The 15298-nt window shown below is 71.2% G+C and carries 14 protein-coding genes; 6 read left to right on the forward strand and 8 right to left on the reverse strand.

Annotation, left to right across the window (positions count from 1 at the left end; translation table 11 throughout):
• Positions 1-213 precede the first annotated feature (213 nt).
• The 4 genes from ACLJOU_RS42675 to ACLJOU_RS42690 form a co-directional block, all read right to left on the reverse strand.
• Positions 214-1377 (reverse strand): thiolase domain-containing protein, encoded by a 1164-nt coding sequence (locus ACLJOU_RS42675; RefSeq protein ID WP_410574988.1) that lies wholly within the window; start codon positions 1375-1377, stop codon positions 214-216.
• Positions 1374-2387 (reverse strand): thiolase domain-containing protein, encoded by a 1014-nt coding sequence (locus ACLJOU_RS42680; RefSeq protein WP_410574989.1) that lies wholly within the window; start codon positions 2385-2387, stop codon positions 1374-1376. Before ACLJOU_RS42680 ends, ACLJOU_RS42675 begins: the two co-directional genes overlap by 4 nt.
• Positions 2388-2394: 7 nt before the next feature.
• Positions 2395-3372, reverse strand: a complete 978-nt coding sequence (locus ACLJOU_RS42685; RefSeq protein WP_410574990.1) for a Zn-ribbon domain-containing OB-fold protein — start codon at positions 3370-3372, stop codon at positions 2395-2397.
• Positions 3373-3462: 90 nt separating this feature from the next.
• On the reverse strand, positions 3463-4251 hold the full coding sequence (locus tag ACLJOU_RS42690; RefSeq protein ID WP_410575059.1) for a crotonase/enoyl-CoA hydratase family protein: 789 nt from the start codon (positions 4249-4251) through the stop codon (positions 3463-3465).
• A gap of 61 nt (positions 4252-4312) precedes the next feature.
• On the opposite strand from ACLJOU_RS42690, the gene ACLJOU_RS42695 reads away from it, so the two are divergent.
• On the forward strand, positions 4313-5929 hold the full coding sequence (locus ACLJOU_RS42695; protein ID WP_410574991.1) for an acyl-CoA synthetase: 1617 nt from the start codon (positions 4313-4315) through the stop codon (positions 5927-5929).
• A gap of 11 nt (positions 5930-5940) precedes the next feature.
• Complete coding sequence (locus tag ACLJOU_RS42700) at positions 5941-7041, forward strand: NAD(P)H-dependent flavin oxidoreductase (protein WP_410574992.1); 1101 nt, start codon at positions 5941-5943, stop codon at positions 7039-7041.
• Between the two features lie 51 nt (positions 7042-7092).
• Here ACLJOU_RS42700 and ACLJOU_RS42705 read toward each other — a convergent pair whose 3' ends face one another.
• Both ACLJOU_RS42705 and ACLJOU_RS42710 read right to left on the reverse strand, forming a co-directional pair.
• Positions 7093-7893 carry a S1 family peptidase gene (locus ACLJOU_RS42705; protein WP_410574993.1) on the reverse strand — a complete coding sequence of 267 codons (801 nt, stop codon included), beginning with the start codon at positions 7891-7893 and terminating at the stop codon, positions 7093-7095.
• Positions 7894-8017: 124 nt separating this feature from the next.
• Positions 8018-9229: an APC family permease gene (locus ACLJOU_RS42710; protein WP_410574994.1), complete on the reverse strand. Its 1212-nt coding sequence runs from the start codon at positions 9227-9229 to the stop codon at positions 8018-8020.
• Positions 9230-9309: 80 nt separating this feature from the next.
• Between ACLJOU_RS42710 and ACLJOU_RS42715 the strand changes: the two genes are divergently transcribed.
• The 4 genes from ACLJOU_RS42715 to ACLJOU_RS42730 all read left to right on the forward strand — a co-directional run bounded on the left by ACLJOU_RS42715 (position 9310) and on the right by ACLJOU_RS42730 (position 12084).
• The gene (locus ACLJOU_RS42715) at positions 9310-10092 is read left to right on the forward strand and encodes a GntR family transcriptional regulator (protein ID WP_410574995.1); all 783 of its coding nucleotides are present in this window, start codon (positions 9310-9312) and stop codon (positions 10090-10092) included.
• 41 nt (positions 10093-10133) lie between these two features.
• Entirely contained in the window at positions 10134-10631 is a 498-nt protein-coding gene (locus ACLJOU_RS42720) for a hypothetical protein (RefSeq protein ID WP_410574996.1), read from the forward strand.
• 85 nt (positions 10632-10716) lie between these two features.
• The gene (locus tag ACLJOU_RS42725) at positions 10717-11196 is read left to right on the forward strand and encodes a hypothetical protein (RefSeq protein ID WP_410575060.1); all 480 of its coding nucleotides are present in this window, start codon (positions 10717-10719) and stop codon (positions 11194-11196) included.
• A gap of 159 nt (positions 11197-11355) precedes the next feature.
• Positions 11356-12084 carry a hypothetical protein gene (locus ACLJOU_RS42730; RefSeq protein ID WP_410574997.1) on the forward strand — a complete coding sequence of 243 codons (729 nt, stop codon included), beginning with the start codon at positions 11356-11358 and terminating at the stop codon, positions 12082-12084.
• 54 nt (positions 12085-12138) lie between these two features.
• Here the strand turns inward: ACLJOU_RS42730 and ACLJOU_RS42735 are convergent, their stop codons facing one another.
• Both ACLJOU_RS42735 and ACLJOU_RS42740 read right to left on the reverse strand, forming a co-directional pair.
• Positions 12139-13791: a fumarate hydratase gene (locus tag ACLJOU_RS42735; protein ID WP_410574998.1), complete on the reverse strand. Its 1653-nt coding sequence runs from the start codon at positions 13789-13791 to the stop codon at positions 12139-12141.
• A gap of 423 nt (positions 13792-14214) precedes the next feature.
• Positions 14215-15249 carry a sigma-70 family RNA polymerase sigma factor gene (locus ACLJOU_RS42740; protein WP_410574999.1) on the reverse strand — a complete coding sequence of 345 codons (1035 nt, stop codon included), beginning with the start codon at positions 15247-15249 and terminating at the stop codon, positions 14215-14217.
• Positions 15250-15298 lie beyond the last annotated feature (49 nt).

The following is a 15298-nucleotide window of genomic DNA, read 5'->3' on the forward strand; positions in this document are numbered from 1 at the left end:
CTTCGCCCCCGACACCGGCAGCAACGGCTCGATGACCTGCCACTGCTCGTCGGTCAGCTCATGCCTACGCACCACGACCGAAGATCAAAGCAGATCACCCGCACCAGCTTTGAGGACAGGCCCTAGCGCCCCAATGTGGCCTTCGGTGCGTGAGACGCAACCAAGGCGGCCTTCGGTGCGTCTGACGCACCGAAGGCCGCCTTGGGGCGCTTGTCAGGCGGGCTTCTCCGAACCGACCAGCCACATCGAGAAGTACTGCGATCCGCCGCCGTAGGCGTGGCCGAGGGCCAGCCGCGCACCGTCGACCTGGTAGTCGCCGGCCCGGCCCATGACCTGCTTCGCCGCCTCCGAGAACCGCAGCATGCCGGACGCGCCGATCGGGTTGGACGACAGCACGCCGCCGGAGGGGTTGCACGGCAGCCGCCCGCCGATCGCCGTCTCGCCCTTCTCGGTCACCTTCCAGCCTTCGCCTTCGGGCGCGAAGCCGAGGTTCTCCAGCCACATCGGCTCGAACCACGAGAACGGCACGTAGATCTCGGCGACGTCCACTTCGGACATCGGGTCGGTGATGCCCGCCTCGGCCCACAGCGCGGCCGCCGCCTCTCGCCCGGCCCGGGGGTTGACCTGGTCGCGGCCGGCGAACGTCGTGGGCTCGGTGCGCATCGCCGTCGCGTGGACCCAGGCGGTGCCGCCTTCGACCGCGTCCCCGGCGGCCTCGTCGCCGAGCACCATCGCGCACGCGCCGTCGGACGACGGGCACGTCTCGTCGTAGCGGATCGGGTCCCACAGCATCTGCGACGCCCGCACCGACTCGACGGTGATGTCCGGCTGCCGCAGGTGGGCGTAGGGGTTCAGGGCCCCGTTGCGCCGGTCCTTCGCCGCGACGATCGCCCCGACGTGCTCGGGCGCGCCCGAACGGCGGATGTAGGACCGCACGTGCGGCGCGAAGTAGCCGCCCGCGCCCGCGCCGACCGGCATCTGGAACGGCGGCAGGATCGACAGGCCCCACATCGCGTTCGACTCGGACTGCTTCTCGTACGCCACCGTGAGCACCCGCCGGTGCACGCCGGCCTGGATGAGCGACGCCGCCACCAACGCGGTCGAGCCGCCCACCGAGCCCGCGGTGTGCACGCGCAGCAGCGGTTTCCCGGTCGCGCCGAGCGAGTCGGCGAGGAACAGTTCGGGCATCATCACGCCCTCGAACAGGTCTGGGGCCTTGCCGAGCACCACGGCGTCGATGTCGGCCCACTCCACCTGGGCGTCGGTCATCGCGCGGTCGATCGCCTCGCGCAGCAGGCCCGGCATCGAGACGTCCTGGCGCTTGGCGCGGTGGTGCGTCTGGCCGGTGCCGAGCACGGCGGTGAGCTGCTTGGTCATCGGGCCTCCAGCACGGTCACCAGGTTCTGTTGCAGCGCCGGGCCGCTCGTCGCGTGCGCCACCGCCTTGCGGGATTCGCCGTCGTGGATCCGGACCGCGGCTTCGCCGATCCGGGCGAGGCCGGCGGAGAACATCAGGTTCGCGGCCAGCGCGCCGCCGGAGGGGTTGACCTTGACGCCGTCGCCGAGCCCGAGCGCGGTCCGCAGGATGAGCTCCTGGTGGGTGAAGGGCGCGTGCAGCTCGGCGAGGTCGACGCCGTCGAGGTCCAGCGCCTTCGCCGCCGCCTCGGTGGACGGGCTGCGGGGCAGATCGCGGGCGCCGAGCACGGGCGAGTCGACGCGGTGCTCGATGCCGGTGATCACGGCCGGCCGGTCGACGACGTCCCGGGCTCGTTCCACAGTAGACAGGATGACGACCGCGGCGCCGTCGGTGACCGGGGCGATGTCGTGCGGCCGCAACGGATCCGCGTAGTACGGCGTGTCGAGCAGCTCCGCGACGTCCTTGCCGGTCCCGCGCGCGGCGACCTCGGCGAGGTCCTTTTCGGACCAGAGTCCGGCCTCGAGGCCCAGCCGGGCCTGGATCCCGGCGATCGACACCGAGTCCGGCCACAGGGGCGTGACGACGTACGGGTCGAGCTGCAGGGCGAGCACCCGGCGCAGCTGCCCGGCGCTGGACTTGCCGAAGCCGTAGACGAGCGCGGTCTCGACCTCGCCCATCTTGATCTTCAGCCAGGCTTCGTACAGCGCCCAGGCGGCGTCCATCTCGACGTGCGACTCGTGGATCGGCGGGAACGCGCCGATCGCGTCGACGGCGGCGATGAAGGAGAACGCACGGCCGGCCAGGTAGTCCGAAGAGCCGGAGCACCAGAACCCGATGTCCTGTTTGGACAGACCGGTCCGCGCGAAGACCTCGGCGAAGATCGGGACGAGCATTTCCACGCCGTTGGTGGTGCCCTCGGTCTCGCGGACGTTGGGGGCCTTCGCGAAGCCCGCGATGGCGACGTCTGGCATCAGGACCTCACAGGTGGTGGGCGAAGGTTTCGTAAGCCGCGTCCGGCTCGCCGGTCGGCTCGAAGTGGCTGATGTTCTCCAGCGACGTCCACCACTGGTCGCGCGGCTTCCACGCGGCGCGCACGCGCATGCCCATCTTGACGTCCTCGGCGGCGCAGCCGAGGACGAGGTGGAGGAAGGCGATGTCGGCGCCGTCGAGCAGGATGTAGGCGGCGACGTACGGCGGCTTGATCCGCTGGCCGAGGAACGGGACGTTGACGATGCAGAAGGTGGTGACGATGCCGGTGTCGGGCAGCTCGACCTCTTCGGTGGTCGGCACGCCGTCGGTCGGGCACGCCCCGCGCGGCGGGATGTAGACCTTGCCGCAGGCGGGGCACCGCTGGCCGATCAGCTTCCCCTCGGCGAGCCCGCGCAGGTAGGTGCTTTCCTCGGGGGAGGCGGAGTGCAGGTACTTCAGGTGCACCGGCGTGATGACGACGCTGACCGGCGCGCCTTCCTCGCGCTCGGCGACCGGGGGAGCGGGCTCGGTCGGCGTGGTGTCCTCGGCGTCCGCGGGCAGGAAGTAGGCGATGTCCCGGATGTGCCCGACGACCTCGTCGGCCCACCGCACGCGCACCCGCTGTCCACTGTGGATGTTCTCGGGCGAGCCGGCGTCGACGGCGTGCAGCATCGGGGTGTCGGCCCCGTCGAGCCGCACGAGCGCCCAGGCGAACGGCCGGCTCAGCGGCTGCCCGTCCAGCGGGTGCGGGCACCACGACCAGGAGACGACGGTGCCCTCTTCGGCCACGGGCACGAACTCGCCGAGCTGCTCGGCGGTGACGGGGTCGTACTCGACCGGCGGAACGTGCACGCGGCCGTCGCTGCCCCGGACGCCTTCGATGCGGCGTTCGCGCAGCGCGTTGACGAACCGCCCGAGGACGGGCCCGGTGGAGCGGGTGTAGTCGAAGCCGACGTTCAGCGGTGCCGCAAGCGGTGTCTCGGTCACGTCCTTGAGTGAAACACGTTCTCGTTCTGTCGGCAAGATTCCCTCGCGCGCCGGTCGAGTGCGGTTATAACGCGTTCTGAGACGACGACCTCAGCGGCCGCGGAACTCCGGCTTCCGCTTCTCCGAGAACGCCCGTGGCCCCTCCTTGGCGTCCTCCGACGCGAAGACCTCGATCCCGTACTGCGAATCCAGCTTGAAGGCTTCTTCCTCGGGCAGTCCCTCGGTGTCCCGGATCGTCCGCAGGATCGCCCGCACCGCCAGCGGCCCGTTCGCGTTCACCAGCGCCGCCAGTTCCAGGGCCTTCGACAACGCCGTCCCGTCCGGGACCACGTGGCCGATCAAGCCGATCGCCAGCGCCTCCGGCGCCGTCAGGTGACGTCCGGTCAGCAGGATGTCCGCCGCCACCGTGTACGGGATCTGGCGCGGCAGCCGCACCGCCGAGCCGCCCATCGGGAACAGGCCCCAGCGCGCCTCCGACACCCCGAAGCGCGCCGACGAACCCGCCACCCGGATGTCCGTGCCCTGGAGGATCTCCGTCCCGCCCGCGATCGCCGGGCCCTCGACCGCCGCGATCAGCGGCTTCGTCAGGCGGCGGCCCTTCAGCAGCCCCGGGATCCGCGAAGGGTCGAACTTGCCCGAGGCGAACGACTCCGACGGCGAGTTCCGGGACATCGACTTCAGGTCCGCGCCCGCGCAGAACGCGCCGCCCGCGCCCGTGAGGATGCAGCTGCGGATCGAGTCGTCGGCGTCCACGCGGTCCCACGCCTCGGCCATGATCGCCATCATCTCGCCGGTGATCGCGTTGCGCGCCTCGGGCCGGTTCATCGTGACGACGAGGGTCTGCCCCTCGCTCGTCACCAGCGCGTGCGGTTCACCCACGAAGACCTCCTGAAGGAGCAGTGCCATTGCCCGGAACGATAACATGTTCTACTTTGAGGGCGTGGCACTCAACATCGCGGATCTTCTGGAGCACGCCGTCGACGCCGTGCCGGAGCGCGTCGCGGTCGTGTGCGGCGACCGGCAAGTCACCTTCGCCGAACTGGACGCGCGGGCCAACCGGCTCGCCCACCACCTCGCCGCGCACGGCGTGGGACGCGGATCCCACATCGGGGTCTACTCCCGCAACTCGATCGAGGCCCTGGAGGCGATGATCGCGGCTTACAAGCTGCGCGCGATCGCCGTCAACGTCAACTACCGCTACGTGCACGGCGAGCTCGTCTACCTGTTCAACGACGCCGAGCTGGTCGCCCTCGTGCACGAACGCAGCTACGCCGACAAGGTGCGGGCCGCCCTGCCCGAGGCGCCGAAACTGAAACACGTTGTCGTGATCGGCGACGGCACGGACGGCGACTACGGGAGCTACGGCGGCGTCGACTACGAAACCGCGCTCGCCGAGCAGTCCCCCGAACGCGATTTCGAAGAGCGCTCCGGCGACGACCACTACATCCTCTACACCGGTGGCACCACGGGCTACCCGAAGGGCGTCCTCTGGCGGCAGGAGGACGTCTGGCGCGCCCTCGGCGGCGGGATCAACTTCGTCACCGGCGAATACGTCCCGGACGAATGGACGCTCGCGGAGCAGGGCAAGGCCGGGAGCCTCACCCGGCTGCCCGCGGCCCCGCTGATCCACGGCGCCGCGCAGTGGGCCGCGTTCGGCGCGCTGTTCACCGGCAGCCCGGTCGTCTTCGTGCCGCGGTTCGACGCCCACGACATCTGGCAGGCCGTGCAGCAGCACAAGGTCCAGGTCCTCACGATCGTCGGCGACGCGATGGCCCGGCCGCTCATCGAGGCGTTCCGCGAAGGGGACTACGACGCTTCCTCGATCGTCGCCGTGTCGAGCCACGCAGCGCTGTTCTCCCAGTCGGTGAAGCAGGAGTTCGTCGAACTCCTGCCGAACGCCGTGATCACCGACGCGATCGGTTCTTCGGAAAGCGGCTTCACCGGGATCGGCATGGTGGCCAAGGGCTCCGACCACAGCGCGGGCCCGCGGGTGAGCTTCGGCGTGGACGCGATCCTGCTCGACGAAGACGGCAACGTCGTCGAGAAGAAGCCCGGGGCCGTCGGCCTGATCGGCCGCCGCGGGCACGTCCCCCTCGGTTACTACGGCGACCCGGTGAAGAGCGAGAAGATCTTCGTCGAGGTCGACGGCGTCCGGTACGTCGTCCCGGGCGACTACGCCCGCTACGAAGAGGACGGCACCGTCACGTTGCTCGGCCGCGGCTCCCAGTGCGTCAACACCGGCGGCGAGAAGGTCTTCCCGGAGGAGGTCGAAGGGGCGCTGAAGTCGCACCCCGACGTCTTCGACGCGCTCGTCATCGGTGTCCCGGACGAGCGGCTCGGCCAGCGTGTCGCCGCCGTCGTCCAGTTGCGTGAAGGCGCCGAAGCGGATCTGGGCGCGCTCGAAGCGCACGTCCGCGGGCAGATCGCCGGGTACAAGGTGCCGCGCACGATCTGGCTGGCGGGCGAGATCGGCCGCTCGCCCAGCGGCAAACCGGACTACCCGTGGGCCCAGCGCTACGCCGCCGAGCACGAACCGGCCACCGCCCAGCCCGTCTGAGGAGGACAAGAGTGCGGACACCCCTGTGCGACCGGCTCGGCATCGACCTGCCGATCATCGGGTTCACCCCGTCCGAGCACGTCGCCGCCGCCCTCAGCCGCGCCGGCGGGCTCGGCGTGCTCGGCTGCGTGCGGTTCAACGACGCCGCCGAGCTCGACCGGGTGCTCACCTGGATGGACGAGAACACCGGCGGCAAGCCGTACGGCGTCGACATCGTCATGCCGGCGAAGGTGCCCGCCGAGGGCACGCAGGTCGACCTGGCGAAGCTCATCCCGGACGGGCACCGCGCCTTCGTCGACCGCGTCCTGAAGGAGCTGTCGGTGCCGCCGCTGCCCGACGACACCGACGAGCGCGCCGGCGTCCTCGGGTGGCTGCACTCGGTGGCCCGCTCGCACGTCGAGGTCGCGCTGAACCACCCGATCAAGCTGATCGCCAACGCCCTCGGTTCACCACCGGTCGACGTCATCGCCCAGTGCCGCGACCAGGGCGTCCCGGTCGCGGCGCTCGCCGGGAAGGCCGAGCACGCGGTGCGGCACGTCGAGAACGGCGTCGACTTCGTGGTGGCGCAGGGTTACGAAGCCGGCGGCCACACCGGCGAGATCGCGTCCATGGTGCTGGTCCCGGAGATCGTCGACGCCGTCGACGTGCCGGTGCTCGCCGCGGGCGGGATCGGTTCCGGCCGCCAGGTGGCCGCGGCGCTCGCGCTCGGCGCGTCCGGCGTGTGGATGGGCTCGATGTGGCTGGCCACCGAGGAATACCTGCAGACGATGGGCGAGTCGGTGGCGATGCAGCAGGCGCTCGTCGCGGCTTCGTCGTCGGACACCGTGCGGACGCGGATCTACACCGGCAAGCCGGCCCGGCTGCTGAAGACCCGCTGGACCGAGGCGTGGGCCGCGCCGGACGCGCCCGAGCCGCTGCCGATGCCGCTGCAGAACCTGCTGGTTTCCCCGGCCCACAACCGGATCCACGCGGCTGGCGATCCGAGCGTGGTGTCGATGCCGGTCGGGCAGATCGTCGGCCGGATGAACGCGGTGCGCCCGGTCGCCGACGTCGTCGCCGACCTGGTGAACGGGTACGAAGAAGCACTGTCCCGGTTGGACAAGACGCGCTGAACCGGAAGAAGGGGCCCCGCCGCGGCGGGGCCCCTTCTCCTTTGTGACCGGTTACAGCGTGGCGGCGGCCGCGGCGATCTTCGCCGCGAACGTGCTCACCTCGGTGTAGACGCCGGGAGCGTGCGCCCGCGCGCAGCCGTCACCCCAGGAGACGATGCCGACCTGGATCCAGGCGCCTGCGTTGTCGCGGCGGAACATCGGGCCGCCGGAGTCGCCCTGGCAGGTGTCGACGCCGCCGGAGGCGAGGTTGCCCGCGCAGATCTCCGCGCTCGGGATCAGGTCGGGGTAGCTGCCGCCCTGGGCGGCGCAGGTGGCGTCGTCGACGAACGGGACTGTCGCCTTGAGCAGGTACCGCTGCTGCGCGCCGCCTTCGCGCGCGGCGCCCCAGCCGGCCACGGTGAACGTGCCGCTGTTGTACGCCGACGTCGACGCGATCGGCAGCGTCGAGAGGCCGCTCACCGGGCTCGCGAGCTTGATCAGCGCCCAGTCGCCGCCGGTCGAGGTGCCGTAGGTGGGGGACTGGTAGACGTAGGTCGAGCGGATCTTCTGCGCGCTGGTGCTCTGCAGGTCGACGACCCCGACGGTCGCCGTGATGGAGGTGTTGGCCCCGGTCCGGCTGACGCAGTGCGCCGCGGTCAGGACGATCTGCTTCGTGTACAGCGCCCCGCCGCAGCCCATGGAAAGCCGGACCATGAACGGGAATTCGCCCTGGGCGGCGCGGGTCCCGCCGACGACGTCGGTGGACGGCGGCTGGGCGGCGATCGCCGGGGTGGCGAACGCCGCGGCGGCGGCGACCGCGGCCAGTGCGGTGGTGGCGTTTCTGAGCAGGGTGAACCAGCGCTTGGGAGCCAAGGGGATCAGTCCTTCCAGTGTCCACAGTGGAGACCGTTGCCGTTCGCGGCTCCCTGACTACACCAGGTGAGCAGTATCGGGACAACCGACTTTCTTCGGATCTTTCGGGCAGTTGGGTGATTTCTCACCGGCGTGTCCGGCGAACGCCGTAGGCCAGCACGCCCAGCAAGAGGGCGGTGCCGCCGGCCAGCACCGACGGCAGCGGCAGGCTGAAGGCCAGCACCACGCACCCGGCCAGCCCCAGGGCGGCCCGCACTTTCCCCTTCAGCGTGAGCGCGGCGGCGTTGGCGATCGCGTAATACGTCAGGACGGCGAAGGAGGAGAAGCCGATCGCGGCGCGCAGGTCGATCGTCGCGGCGAGGACGGCGACGACGAGCCCGACGGCGAGCTCGGCCCGGTGCGGCACCCGGTAGCGCGGGTGCACGGCGGCGAGGAAGCGGGGGAGGTGCCCGTCGCGGCTCATGGCCAGCGTCGTGCGCGAGACGCCGAGGATGAGCGCGAGCAGCGAGCCGAGTGCGGCGATCGCCGCGCCGACCCGGACGACCGGGGCGAGCCACCGCGGCACGGCCGCGGCGATCGGGTCCGGGCTCGCGGCGAGCCCGGCCGGACCGAGCCGGACGAGCAGCAGCACCGCCACCGCCGCGTAGACCACGAGGGTGATGCCGAGGGCGAGCGGGATCGCACGGGGGATGGTGCGGGCCGGGTCGCGGACCTCCTCGCCGAGCGTCGCGAGCCGCGCGTACCCGGCGAAGGCGAAGAAGAGCAGCCCGGCCCCTTCGAGCACGCCCCCGCCGCCCGGCCAGGCGACGAGCGGGCCGCCGCCGGACGGCCCGGCGGCCATCGCGACGGCCGAGACCAGGAGCACGAGCAGGGTGCACGACACGATGACCCGGGTCGCCAGCGCCGACCGGTGCACGCCGAAGTAGTTGACGGCGGTGAGCGCGGCGACCACCGCCACGGCCAGGAGACTCCGCCACGGTTGCCCGAGTCCCGGCGCGGTGTAGGCGACGACGGTCAGCGTCATCGCGGCGCAACTGGCGGTCTTCCCGGTGACGAATCCCCAGCCGGCCAGGTAGCCCCAGAATTCACCGAGCCTTTCCCGGCCGTAAACGTAGGTGCCGCCGGATTCCGGGTGAATCGCGGCGAGCCGCGCCGAAGACGTCGCATTGCAGTAAGCGACCACGGCCGCGACGACGAGCGCGATGAGCAATCCGGCGCCGGCGGCGCGCGCCGCGGGGGCGAACGCGGCGAACACCCCGGCTCCGATCATCGAGCCCAGGCCGAGGAAAACGGCGTCGGCGAGGCCGAGCCGGCGGTCGAGCTGGGTCGGGGGCATCCGGGTGATCCTCCACGTGGCGGCCGAGTTGCGTACCACAGCGAACCACGGTGCGCGGGAAACCGAATAGGGTCGATTCCGTGCCCGCCCCTTCGCGCCATTCCCGCCTGTCCGCCGACGGTCCCGTCCTCGACGGGATTCCCGAACACGGCCGCGTCCCGCGTTACTACGCGGTCAAGGTCGAACTGCTGGCGGTGATCGCGGAACTCGGCGAAGGCGCGGTGCTGCCCACGGAACGGGAATTGTGCGAACGGTTCGAAGTGTCGAGGGCGACGGTACGGCAAGCGGTCGCGGAGCTGGTGCTCGAGGGCAGGCTCAGCCGCCGCCAGGGGAGCGGCACGTACATCGCCGGCCCGAAGCTCGTCCAGCCGCTGGCCCTGGTGAGCTACACCGAAGGGCTGCGACGCCAGGGCATCCGGCCGGGCCGCACGGTGATCACCCTGGAGCGGCGCCCGGCCGGCAGCGCGCTGGCCGCCGACCTGCAGGTGACGTCGGACGCCGAGGTCTTCCACCTCGAGCGCGTCCTGCTGGCCGACGAGGAGCGGGTCGGCCTCGAGTCGACATATCTCCTGGCGGCGCGGTTCCCCGGCCTGCTCGACGTGTTCGACCCGGAGCAGTCGCTGTACGCGTGCCTGACCGAGAAGCTCGGCGTGGTGTTCGACGGCGCGGAGGAGCGGGTGGAGACGGTGCTGGCCACCCCGCGCGAGGCGTTGCTGATCGGGACGAACCCGGCGCTGCCGATGCTGCTGACCCACCGCGTCTCGTGGGGCCCGGACGGCGTGCCGTTCGAGCGGGTGCGGTCGCTGTACCGCGGCGACCGGCTCAGCTTCACGACCCGGCTGAGCCGCGCCACCCATCGGTGACCGGATGCAACCCCGCGCGGGGTCCGTTCCGTCTGACGGGTATGCGTACCACGGTGAAACTGCTGGGCGCGGGCCTGCTGCTGCTCACGGCGACGGCCTGTGCCGCGAACTCTCGCGCCGGTGCCCCGGCGGGAACCGGTCCGGCGCCCGAGACGTCGGCGAGCGTGCCCGGGACGGTGACGCCCACGCTCGGCCCGCCGCCGTCGCAGACGGTGGGGCGGCCGACGCAGGGCATCGCGCCGGGTGACGACGTGATCGCCGAGACGCAGGTCGACGCCCGCGGGCTGCCCGAGGGCTACCCGCGCAGCCTCACCCGCAGCCTCGACGGCCGGACGCTGGTCCTGCAGGCCGAAGAGGGCGGCTGCCGCCGCATCTCGGCGCGCGTCGGCGAGCAGACCGCCCAGCAGGTGGTCGTGCTCGTGAACGTGCTGTCGGCGCCCAAGGGCCAGATGTGCCCGGACTACATCAAGGAGATCAAGGTCCCGCTGACGCTTTCGGCGCCGCTCGGGACCCGCACGGTCGTCCTCCGCCAGGGCTGACCACCACCGGCCCTCCCGGACCACGCGGCGGTGCAACCCCACGCCGTCCCCGTTCCGTCTTCGGGACATGAGGTACTCAGCGAAAGTGGCCGGGACGGGCGCGCTCCTGCTGATGGTGACGGCCTGCGCCGGCCGGGGCACGCCCACCAACCAGCCGGCCGGTGACGTCTCCACACCGGCGGCCTCGTCGAGCGCGTCGGTGCTGCCGGCGCCGCCCGAGCCCAACCCGCCCGGCAAGCCGCGGCTGACCGTGCCGGAGGGCAGCGCGCCGGTCCCGGCGCGCCAGATCGACGCGACCGCGTTGCCCGCGGGGTTCCCGCGTGAGGTGTGGACGGCGAACGGCGGGACCGTCCTCGACATCCGCGCCCAGGAAGGCGGCTGCGGCCACGCGCTCGGCGAAGCCGTCGAACAGGCGGCCGACCACGTCGTCGTCAACCTGAGCGAGACGAAGGCCCAGACCAATCAGATGTGCACGATGGACATCCGGTACCCGGTGATCTCGGTGGCCTTGGCCGCACCGCTGGACCAGCGCACAGTGGTGCTCAAGGCCACGCCGCCGAAGTAACGCGGTCCGCAGTGGACGATCGCCCCCGCGTGGTCCGGACCACGCGGGGGCGGCGGTCCGCTTCGTCGAAGTCGTCGAAAATTGCCGGGGCTCCCGCTGAACCGCCACCGTGACCGGCCCGTGTCCCCGGGTGAGGTGGCGATCAGAGAGGAGGGGCCCATGCCCCGGTTGAGCAGTGGCCGGCACCGCAAGCAGGCGACCGTCGGACTGGCCGCGTTGCTGGGCGTCGCCGGTGTCACCGCGACCGCCATCGCGCTGAGCAGTCCCGCGGGCAACGCGGCCGAAGCGCCCAAGGAGAACTGCGGCGGACTCGACACCGCCCTGCAGAACAACCTGAACTTCATCGCCGGCCAGCAGGCGAACCCGGACGCGCAGTCCGCCGCGCGGATCGCCAACCGGCAGGCGGTGGTCGACCTGATCCAGCAGCGGCGGCAGGTGGCGGGCTGCACGGCGAACGTCGTGGCGAACAACGGCCAGGCCGCGGCGGCGCCGGGGAACTCCGGCAATGCACCGGGCAAAGCGCAGGCGCCCGGGCAGCAGAAGAAGCAGGACGCGGCCGCCGGCGCGGGTGGCAAGGCCGCCGGTGACAAGGCTGCGGTCGATAAGGCTGCGGGTGACCAGGCCGCGGGCGGCGCGGTCGGCCAGGTCGTGTGCCCGGGTTCGACCGTGACGCTCTCCGGCGAAGGCGGCGCACCGGCGGCGTCGAGCAACCAGTTCCCGGCCGGGACGAAGCTGAAGGTGACCAACCTGGACAACTCGAAGTCCACCACGGTGGAGGTGACCTCGGTGTCGGGCAGCTGCACGCTGCTGAACAACGCGGCCTTCGAACAGGTCCGGGAGCCCGGCAAGTTCCTCATCCGGCGCGCGCGGATCGAGCGCGTCGGCTGAGAGCGGAAAGGCGGGGGACACCGGCGGCGGGCCGGTGTCCCCCGCCTTCGTGCGTCAGCGGAAGCTGATCTGCAGCACCGGGTCGCCGGTGCTGGCGAAGAAGTCGTTGCCCTTGTCGTCGATCACGATGAACGCGGGGAAGTCCTCGACCTCGATCTTCCAGACGGCTTCCATGCCGAGCTCGGCGTACTCGAGGACGTCGACCCGCTTGATGCAGTCCTGCGCGAGCCGGGCGGCCGGCCCGCCGATCGAGCCGAGGTAGAAACCGCCGTGCGCCTGGCAGGCGTTCGTCACCTGCTTCGAGCGGTTCCCCTTGGCCAGCATGACGAGCGAGCCGCCGGCGGCCTGGAACTGCTCGACGTAGGAGTCCATCCGCCCGGCCGTGGTGGGGCCGAACGAGCCGGACGCGTAGCCCTCGGGCGTCTTCGCCGGGCCCGCGTAGTAGACGGGGTGGTTCTTGAGGTAGTCCGGCATCTCCTCGCCGGCGTCGAGGCGCTCGGCGATCTTGGCGTGCGCGATGTCCCGCGCGACGACCAGTGGCCCGGTCAGCGAAAGCCGCGTCTTGACCGGCAGCTGCGAGAGCTGGGCGCGGATCTCGGCCATCGGCCGGTTGAGGTCGACGGCGACGACGTCGTCGGAGAGGTCCTCCTCGGTGATGTCGGGCAGGAAGCGGGCCGGGTCGCGCTCGAGCTGCTCGATGAAGACGCCGTCGGCGGTGATCTTGGCCTTGGCCTGGCGGTCGGCGGAGCAGGAGACGGCGATGCCGACCGGGCAGCTGGCGCCGTGGCGGGGCAGCCGGATGACGCGGACGTCGTGGCAGAAGTACTTGCCGCCGAACTGCGCGCCGATGCCGAACTGCCGGGTCATCTCCAGGACCTGCTGCTCGAGGCCGGTGTCGCGGAAGGCGTGCCCGAGTTCGGAGCCCTCCTGCGGCAGGTTGTCGAGGTAGCGCGCGGAGGCGAGCTTCGCGACCTTCAGGTTGAACTCCGCGGACATCCCGCCGACGACGATCGCGAGGTGGTACGGCGGGCAGGCGGCGGTGCCGAGGCTGCGCAGCTTCTCGTCGAGGAACCGGGCGAGCCGCTTCGGGTTCAGGACGGCCTTGGTTTCCTGGTAGAGGAACGTCTTGTTGGCGCTGCCGCCGCCCTTGGCCATGAAGAGGAACTCGTAGGTCGGGTCCCCGTCCTTGTGGTAGAGCTCGATCTGCGCGGGCAGGTTCGTGCCGGTGTTGCGCTCGTCCCAGAAGCTGACCGGCGCCATCTGCGAGTACCGCAGGTTCAGCTGCTGGTAGGCGTCGAAGATGCCCTGCGAGAGCGCGCGCTCGTCGTCACCGCCGGTGAGCACGCCTTCGCCGCGTTTGCCGATGACGATGGCGGTCCCGGTGTCCTGGCACATGGGCAGCACACCGCCGGCGGAGATGGCGGCGTTGCGCAGCAGGTCCATGGCGACGAACCGGTCGTTGCCACTGGCTTCGGGGTCGTCGACGATGGCGCGCAGCTGCTGCAGGTGTGACGTGCGCAACAGGTGCTGGATGTCGGTGATGGCGGTGCGGGCGAGCGTGGTGAGCGCTTCCGGGGCGATCTTCAGGAAGGTGCGCCCGGCGGCTTCGACGGTCTCGACGCCTTCGTCGGTGACCAGCCGGTATTCGGTGGTGGTGTCCTTGCCCAGCGGGAGGACTTCGGTGTGCTGAAACGTGGTGGACGGCACTGCCAGGCTCCTTTGCCAGCTCCGGGATCGGTCCACCCTACGCATCCCGGGTAAGCACGGGACAGAAGCACCCGATCACTGTGGGCCACCCCACGAACGACCCGAGACCGACCGGTCCCGTCCACGGGAGTTGGGTCGGGAGGCCGGGTCCACCCCGACGGACCCGACCTCCCGGGGAAAGCTCCCGGGTGCGTGCACACCCGGTCGCGAGGCCTGCGGCCGGCACTTCGAGGCTGTCGTGACGCAGGTCATAAGTCAACGCCGCCGAACGGGTGCTGGCGGAGGGTTGCTACCCAGCGCGGTCGATCAGGAAACCCGGTTTTCGTGGGAAATTCTCCGGTTCCGCCGAACGCCTGGTCAGGCGGTGGCCAGAAACAAAAAGGGGGCGGGTGCGCAAGCGCACCCGCCCCGAAAGAAATCCGATCAGCTCGCGTACGCGCGGAGCCGGTCCGCCCGCTCGCCCTGGCGCAGCTTCGACATGACCTCGCGCTCGATCTGGCGGACGCGCTCGCGGGAGAGCCCGAAGTGCTTGCCGATCTGGTCGAGCGTGCGCGGCTGGCCGTCGTCGAGGCCGTAGCGCAGGCGGATCACGTGCTGCTCGCGGTCGTCCAGCGTCGCCAGCACCCGGCGCAGGTCGTCCTGCAGCAGGCCCGAGATCACGGCGCTCTCGGCGTCGGTCGCCTCGGAGTCCTCGATGAAGTCGCCCAGCGGGGCGTCCTCCTCGGTGCCGACCGGCATGTCCAGGCTTACCGGGTCACGCGAGTGGTCGAGCAGGTCCGAGATCTTGTGCGCCGGGATGCCCGACTCGGCCGCCAGCTCCTCGTGCGTCGCGTCGCGGCCGAGCTGCTGGTGCAGGTCGCGCTTGATGCGGGCCAGCTTGTTCACCTGTTCCACCAGGTGGACGGGCAGCCGGATGGTGCGGCCCTGGTCGGCCATGCCGCGGGTGATCGCCTGGCGGATCCACCACGTGGCGTACGTCGAGAACTTGAACCCCTTGGAGTAGTCGAACTTCTCCACCGCGCGGATCAGGCCCAGGTTCCCCTCCTGGATCAGGTCGAGCAGCGGCATCCCCCGGCCGGTGTAGCGCTTGGCGAGCGAGACCACCAGGCGGAGGTTCGCCTCCAGCAGGTGGTTCTTCGCCACGTGGCCGTCCCGGACCAGGGCGGCCAGCTCGGTGCGCCGCTTCGCCGTGAGGTCCTCCGCCGTGTCCAGCATGTGCTGGGCGAAGACCCCGGCTTCGATGCCCTTGGCCAGCTCGACCTCGTCGGCCGCGGACAGCAGGGCCGTCTTGCCGATGCCGTTGAGGTAGACGCGGACGAGGTCGGCGGCGGGGCTCTGGGCGTCGAGGTCGGCGTCGGTGAGCGTCCCCACGCCCAGCGTCGTCGGTTCCTCGGTCGTCTGAGCCGGGATGCGCTCGCGAATCCCGCGCGACTCGCGTTCGAGAGTCTGGACTGACATTCTGCCTCCCCGGTCACGGGCTGAACGTGCTGCTGCGGTCGTCCACCGG

Source organism: Amycolatopsis sp. cmx-4-61 (assembly GCF_046548775.1).
Classification (GTDB): Bacteria; Actinomycetota; Actinomycetes; order Mycobacteriales; family Pseudonocardiaceae; genus Amycolatopsis.

Excerpts from the sequence above, each read along its gene's own strand:
- ACLJOU_RS42675 (WP_410574988.1), bottom strand. The coding sequence starts at position 1,377 with ATGACCAAGCAGCTCACCGCCGTGCTCGGCACCGGCCAGACGCACCAC.
- ACLJOU_RS42680 (WP_410574989.1), bottom strand. The coding sequence starts at position 2,387 with ATGCCAGACGTCGCCATCGCGGGCTTCGCGAAGGCCCCCAACGTCCGC.
- ACLJOU_RS42710 (WP_410574994.1), bottom strand. The coding sequence starts at position 9,229 with ATGCCCCCGACCCAGCTCGACCGCCGGCTCGGCCTCGCCGACGCCGTT.
- ACLJOU_RS42720 (WP_410574996.1), top strand. The coding sequence starts at position 10,134 with ATGCGTACCACGGTGAAACTGCTGGGCGCGGGCCTGCTGCTGCTCACG.
- ACLJOU_RS42730 (WP_410574997.1), top strand. The coding sequence starts at position 11,356 with ATGCCCCGGTTGAGCAGTGGCCGGCACCGCAAGCAGGCGACCGTCGGA.
- ACLJOU_RS42740 (WP_410574999.1), bottom strand. The coding sequence starts at position 15,249 with ATGTCAGTCCAGACTCTCGAACGCGAGTCGCGCGGGATTCGCGAGCGC.